Annotated in this window: 7 protein-coding genes; 6 read left to right on the top strand and 1 reads right to left on the bottom strand. The window is 51.7% G+C overall.

Features of this window, described 5'->3' with window-relative positions:
- Positions 1–1,150 (bottom strand): sulfonate ABC transporter substrate-binding protein (locus tag PX481_RS08950; RefSeq protein WP_288094450.1); only part of this gene is annotated, 1,150 nt, incomplete at its 3' end.
- Between the two features lie 216 nt (positions 1,151–1,366).
- On the opposite strand from PX481_RS08950, the gene PX481_RS08945 reads away from it, so the two are divergent.
- From PX481_RS08945 to PX481_RS08920, 6 genes are all read left to right on the top strand, one after another.
- A complete protein-coding gene (locus PX481_RS08945) occupies positions 1,367–2,041 on the top strand; it encodes a cadmium resistance transporter (RefSeq protein WP_288094449.1) in 675 nt (224 codons plus the stop codon).
- 110 nt (positions 2,042–2,151) lie between these two features.
- Positions 2,152–3,225 (top strand): sulfate ABC transporter substrate-binding protein, encoded by a 1,074-nt coding sequence (locus tag PX481_RS08940; protein WP_288023205.1) that lies wholly within the window; start codon positions 2,152–2,154, stop codon positions 3,223–3,225.
- 20 nt (positions 3,226–3,245) lie between these two features.
- On the top strand, positions 3,246–4,244 hold the full coding sequence (locus PX481_RS08935; protein ID WP_002763665.1) for a PstS family phosphate ABC transporter substrate-binding protein: 999 nt from the start codon (positions 3,246–3,248) through the stop codon (positions 4,242–4,244).
- A gap of 20 nt (positions 4,245–4,264) precedes the next feature.
- Positions 4,265–5,209: a phosphate ABC transporter permease subunit PstC gene (pstC, locus tag PX481_RS08930; RefSeq protein WP_002763664.1), complete on the top strand. Its 945-nt coding sequence runs from the start codon at positions 4,265–4,267 to the stop codon at positions 5,207–5,209.
- Positions 5,210–5,215: 6 nt separating this feature from the next.
- On the top strand, positions 5,216–6,106 hold the full coding sequence (pstA, locus tag PX481_RS08925) for a phosphate ABC transporter permease PstA (RefSeq protein ID WP_002738206.1): 891 nt from the start codon (positions 5,216–5,218) through the stop codon (positions 6,104–6,106).
- Positions 6,107–6,245: 139 nt separating this feature from the next.
- Positions 6,246–6,425 (top strand): ATP-binding cassette domain-containing protein (locus tag PX481_RS08920; protein ID WP_288094448.1); only part of this gene is annotated, 180 nt, incomplete at its 3' end.

Genomic DNA, 6,425 nt, shown 5'->3' with positions numbered 1-6,425 from the left:
TATGAGCTTGGTGTTGTAGGGCCGTCAGAGAGCGATCATCGATCGGGATAATGGCACGTTCAGAGGCCCGTTGTTCGAGATTAGCCACGATCGCCGGATCGATCTCGTGGTGGGCTGCCAAGCGTCTCGTCGCCTCTAACTCCTGTTGTTTCGCCCAGGCCCCCACCTCGTTCACCTCTTCTAAAATCACCTTCAGTACATCGGGATAATCCCGCACCAATTCGGGAACCGCATAATAATAGGTCGGCACTTCTAGAGAGGCGTTTTCCCCGAAGATGCTCTCCAAATCGGCCAACGATCTTCCCGGATAGGTGCGCGTCTCGGTGGGGGAATAGGGAACCCAGACCACCCAAGCGTCGATCTCACCGCGACGAAAAAGCACCAGTGCTTCCGGTTGAGTCGCATACACCGGTTCGATATCGCTTAATTCTAGATTCACTCTCATCAGGGCGCGGATGAGGACATAATGGGCGCTCGAACCTCGATCGAAGGCGATTCTTTTTCCTTTTAAATCCGCCAACGTCTCTATTGGCGAATCCTCAGGCACGAGAATCGCCTGACCTTTCGGGGCGGTATATTTTTCCTTGGCTACCCGGACGAAGACGTGTTCGGCTGCTTGCGAGAAAATACTCGCCGTACCGCCACCACCGCAGAAGTCGATCGTTCCGTTGCTCAAGGCCTCGATCAGAGAGGAAGCCGCCAGAAAACTCGTCCACGTTACCGTCACCCCAAAGGGTTTTAAGCGTCTTTCCAGAAAGGCCTGGGCGCGGAGAACTTCCAGATTGGTCATACCCTCGGGATAGCCGATCTTGAGGGTTCCTAACCGCCGCGCTTGTTTGGCGAGAGGAGTGATATCGGAGGGGGTCGAGCGCTTGAACCAGCGATCGATCGCGATACAGAAGAGAATTCCAGCGATAAATAATCCCACGGTTTCCAATAGCCGGGGAGTCGTATTTCGGGGGAATTTAAAGCTATCGACGAGGTTCAGAATCAGGTTATCGGATCGAGAATTTTGACCGACGGCGATCGTGTCGGAAAATCCAGCCAGGAGAAAGCTCCCGACGAGGCTGGTCACAAAAAGCACTGCGGGAAGAACTCCCCGGCAATTTCGCCACGGTTTCCAGAGACACTTGATCGAACGGTGGAGCATGGGATTTCTCGCAGAAAACAAGATTTATGATCGGGAAAGGAGACAAGAGGGAAGGGTTTCCCAACTTGATCGGGAGAGGTTCCATTAGTTTTATCTACATACTATAAAAATCCACGACTCCTCGATTGTGTAACAAAGTACATTTATAAATGTATTGAAAATGATATAGTTTTAAAATGAAATTGCGCCCGCATTTGAGAGATCGAGGTGGTATGGATGGATTGGTTGATCGAAATCGTCAAAATCGCGGTGGCCACCGGCATAGCCACCACCTTCGACGACAATATTTATCTAACCGGCTTCTTTAGCGAGGTAAATCGTACCTTTCGCCCGGTTCACGTTGTCGTCGGCGAGCTAGTCGGGTTTACGGCCTTAGTATCGGTGAGCTTGCTGGGTTTTCTACTCGGCTTAATCATCCCGCCGATTTATATCGGTCTTCTCGGAATCTTGCCGCTCCTCATCGGTGTGAGAAATTTAGTGACTTTAAATCGCGATAACGAGAGGGAAACCGCAGATCGCAAGGTGAATTTGCGAAGAAACGCCCGATTTCACGGATTCGCCTCCCGCAGACTATCCCTCGGTCAAGTCTTCAGCGATCGCCAAACCTATAAAGTTTCCGCGGTCACGATATCCAATGGCGGCAATAATCTCGGTATCTACATTCCCCTATTCGCCAATAGTACCGTGGCGCAGTTAGCCGTAATCATCCCGATCTGCTATCTAATCGTTTGTACTTGGTTATTTCTCTCCTATAATCTAACCCGCCAACCGGGGATCGCGGTTGTCCTCAGCCGTTATGCGAGTAAGCTTTTCCCCTTTGTGCTGATGTGGTTGGGCCTACGGATTATTCTCGATAACGGCTCCTATCGTCTGTTGATTCCCATCGGCTAAATTAGACCCCCCGTAAAAATCGCCAATCTCCGGCTCCCACGGGAGTCAAAATTCAGGAAGAGAGAAGAAAAAATTAGTTGGTTTAGAGCAACCTTATCGAGAAAATCCCGATGAATGTATCACTGTTGCCAATTCGATCGCTGTTTCGTCCCTTTCGTTCCTTATCGGGGAGGAGCTTCCTTTCCTTCCTGTTAGTGGGACTGTTGGCAAGTCTCGCCCTCGCCTCCTGCGGGGGAATCGGCTCAAAACCGGAGGTGAAACTGAATCTCGTTTCCTTCTCGGTCACGAAAGCCGCCCACGACCAGATTATCCCGAAATTCGTCGAGAAATGGCGGAAAGAGCATAACCAAAAAGTCATTTTCCAGCGGAGTTACGGCGGTTCCCTGGCCCAGGCCGATGACGTGATCGCCGGGAAACAAGAGGCGGACGTGGTACATCTGGCCCTTCCCCTCGACGTGATGCGGATATCTCAAGCCGGCCTGATTAATCGCGGTTGGGAAGATCGGGTGCCGCGGCGGGGGGTGGTGAGTCACTCGGTGGCGGCGATCGTGACGCGGGCGGGAAATCCGAAAAAGATTCAATCTTGGGCGGATCTGGCTAGAGAGGACGTTACGGTTCTATCCGCCGATCCGAAAACTTCCGGGATCGCTATTTGGCAGTTATTAGCCCTCTGGGGTTCGGTGACGCAAACGGGGGGCGAACCGCAACAGGCATGGGATTTTGTCCGCCGGATCTATCAAAAGATTCCCACCCTAGCCAGGGACGCGCGGGAAGCCAGCAATGCCTTTTTCCAAGAAGGAAAGGGGGATGTTTTAGTCACCTACGAAAACGAGGTAATTCTAGCGGCAAGAAATCAACCAGATACCAATTACTTAGTCCCCCTGGTCAATATCTCGATCGATAATCCCGTGGCGGTGGTGGATAGAAATGTCGATAAACACGGCACGCGAGAGGTGGCCGAGGCCTTTGTGAATTTCCTCTATTCCGAGCCGGCACAACAGGAATTGGCCAAATTGGGCTATCGCTCGGTCAATCCCTTCGTGGCCAAGGATGAAGGACTACAATTTCCGCCGATCAAGACCCTTTTCAACGCCCAAGATCTCGGGGGTTGGACGTTGATCGAAAAGGAATTTCTGGCCAATAACGGCATCTTCGAGCAGATTAAAAACCAGTCGGCTTCCTAACATTTTTCCCGCTTTAATCTATGAAATTCTCTCATTATTTTTTCCTAATCTCCCTTCTGATGGCCAGTAATTTGATCGCCGGTTGCGGTCGCCCGGCCGACTCGGCCGAGAAACAACCACCAGTCTCGATCGACGGTGGTGCGGTGGGTTTCGCCCTCTCCCTCGCCGTTGCCGAAGAATATCAAAGAGTCCATCCCGAAGCGCGGGTAAGCGTCGCCACCAGTGGAACCGGGGGCGGTTTTAGTAAGTTCTGCGCCGGAAATCTCGACATTGCCGGGGCATCGCGGGTGATCCGGAAAGAAGAGATCGAGAAATGTCGGGAAAACGGCGTGGAATTTCTGGAATTACCGATGGCGATCGACGGATTGGCGGTGATCGTCAATAAAAAAAATCAATTCGCCAAGTGTTTAACGATTAAAGAACTCGATCGAATGTGGAACACGAAAGCGGAGGGTAGGATTACCAGTTGGAAACAGATTAATCCCAAATTTCCCGACGAGAGATTATTACTTTTCGCCCCGCCTTCCGATACGGGAACCTTCGATTATTTCACCCAAGCGATTACGGGAAAACGGAGAAATAGCCGTACCGATTTCACCCCGAACCGCAATCAAAACGCGCTCGTGCAGGGGGTGATCGGCAATCCATCCGCGCTTGCCTATTTAGGCATCTCTTTCTATATGCAGAACCAAGATCGATTGAACTTGGTGGCGATCGAAAATAATGAAGGAAAATGCGTCAAACCGGTCCCCATCGATAACGTTCTCCGCAATGTCTATAATCCCCTTTCCCGTCCCCTGTTTATCTACGTCAACAAGAATAATTTAAAAACGAATCCATCCCTGGAAAAATTCGTGCGGTTCTATTTAGAAAATTCCTGGAAATGGGTCGATGGCGTGGGTTACGTCGCTTTACCAGATGAGGCCTACGTCAAAACCCTGCGGAAATTCGAGCGCAGGGAAACGGGATCGAAATTCGGCAAAGCTAAACCGGGAGAACCGATCACGAACTTTATCTAAAAAAGGAATTTTGTCAAACCATGACCTTAACCCCGAGTTCTTTCGATAATTCTTTTTTGCCGGCAGATAATTCGCTCCTCAAGCGCCCCGGCGACGATATTCAAGAGAAGATAATCGCGCTGATTCTCTTCGCTTGCGCTTTCGTTTCCGTGGCGACGACAATCGGCATCGTGGCGATTATTTTTAGTGAAACCTGGGGATTTTTTCAAGAGGTATCTTTCGCCCAATTCTTTCTCGATACCCGTTGGACTCCACTGTTCGCCACCCCTCATTTCGGCATCTGGCCGCTGATTAACGGGACATTTTTAACCACGGCCATCGCTATGTCCGTCGCGGTTCCTTTAGGCCTATCTTCCGCGATCTACCTCGCCGAATACGCAAAACCGAACCTAGCGGCGATTTTACGCCCCGCGGTGGAACTTCTCGCCGGGATTCCTACGGTGGTGTACGGGTACTTCGCCCTACTCGTTGTCACGCCCACTTTGCGGAATCTTTTCCCCGTCGAGATTTTTAACGCCCTCAGCGCCGGGTTAATGATGGGGATCATGATCACTCCCACGGTGGGATCGATTAGTTTAGACGCGATCCGAGCGGTTCCCCGTTCCCTGCGCGAGGGTTCCTACGCGCTAGGAATTACCAAGCTGGAAACGATTTTTAAAGTGGTTCTCCCCGCCGCCCTCTCCGGGATCATGGCCTCGATTATTCTGGGAATGTCGCGGGCGGTGGGGGAAACGATGACGGTGTTGATCGCCGCCGGCTCGCAACCCCGGCTTACCCTCAATCCCTTCGAGTCGATCGCCACGATGACCGCTTTTATGGCCGAGATTTCCGGGGGAGATGCGCCCCGGGGCAGTCTCAGTTTTAAAACCCTCTACGCGGTCGGCGCGGTGCTTTTTCTGATCACGCTGGTGCTGAATCTAGCCAGTTACTGGATATCCCACCGTTTTAAAGAAAAATACGATTGATTTCCCATGGTTAAATCCTCTGTCAAATCCGATACCGTTGAATTTATCGACCATCTCGAACGCCGCGAGGCGATCGGCAAATTCTGCGAGTATCTTTTCCTCTTCGGTTTACTGATCGGTTTGTTCGTTCTGGCGCTGTTGGTGTTGAATATCGCCCACGATGGACTCGGACGACTCTTAACCCCCGGATTCCTCACGGAAACGCCTTCCCGTTTCCCGGAAAGGGGCGGTATCCGTCCGGCGATCATCGGTAGTTTCTATCTGGGAATTATCGTGCTTCTCGTGGCGGTCCCGATCGGGGTCGGGTCGGCTTTGTATCTAGAGGAATACGCCCCGAAAACTTGGTGGACGGCACTGATCGAGGTGAATATCGGCAATCTGGCTGGGGTTCCCTCGATCGTCTACGGCTTATTAGGATTAGCGGTTTTTAACTATCTGCTCAATTTTGGCCCGACGCTGATTTCCGGCGCGTTAACCCTTGCGCTTCTCTCGCTGCCGGTGATTATCGTCACGGCGCGGGAGGCGATCCGGGCGGTTCCCGATTCCCTACGCCAAGCCTCCTACGGTCTAGGCAGTACCAAATGGCAGACGATCCAACACCATGTTTTACCCTACGCGGTGCCGGGGATTCTCACGGGGGTGATTATCTCCGTGTCGCGGGCGATCGGGGACGCGGCTTCCTTAATGGTCGTCGGCGCGGTTAGTTTCCTCACTTTCGATCCTGGTTTATTCCAACGCTTTATGGCACTACCGATTCAAATTTTCAGCTATATCACCCGTCCCGAACCCGGTTTTGCCAATGCGGCGGCGGCCGCGATTATCGTTCTGATCCTGTTAATTCTCGCCCTCAACGCCATCGCCATCTATCTACGTCAACGTTATTCGACACTGAATTAGGGAAGGCAGCGGGCAAGGGGGTAGATACATAACCTTCCCTACTCCTGCACTCCCCACTTCTCCAGTACGGGAGGGTTTGCAAACCCTCCCCTCTAAAAAAACCATCGATCTTTAATAAACGATCAGGAGAATTTTTGCCATGACTACCCACCTTAACCCAGATCACAGTGTTTTCGACGCGGAAGGAGTGAAAGTTTTTTATAATGGATTTCTCGCTCTTCTGGACGTTCATATTAAAATTCCTGCACGAAAAATCGTCGCCTTTATCGGGCCGTCCGGTTGCGGGAAAAGTACCCTCTTGCGCTGCTTTAACCGAATG

Source organism: Microcystis sp. M53603_WE2 (assembly GCF_030065435.1).
The sequence above is the reverse complement of the archived record's forward strand: the minus strand, read 5'-3'. Positions and strand labels throughout refer to the sequence as shown.

What these genes read in the sequence shown, in the direction of transcription:
- pstA (WP_002738206.1), top strand. Translation starts at nt 5,216, where the DNA reads ATGGTTAAATCCTCTGTCAAATCCGATACCGTTGAATTTATCGACCAT.
- PX481_RS08940 (WP_288023205.1), top strand. Translation starts at nt 2,152, where the DNA reads ATGAATGTATCACTGTTGCCAATTCGATCGCTGTTTCGTCCCTTTCGT.
- pstC (WP_002763664.1), top strand. Translation starts at nt 4,265, where the DNA reads ATGACCTTAACCCCGAGTTCTTTCGATAATTCTTTTTTGCCGGCAGAT.
- PX481_RS08945 (WP_288094449.1), top strand. Translation starts at nt 1,367, where the DNA reads ATGGATTGGTTGATCGAAATCGTCAAAATCGCGGTGGCCACCGGCATA.
- PX481_RS08935 (WP_002763665.1), top strand. Translation starts at nt 3,246, where the DNA reads ATGAAATTCTCTCATTATTTTTTCCTAATCTCCCTTCTGATGGCCAGT.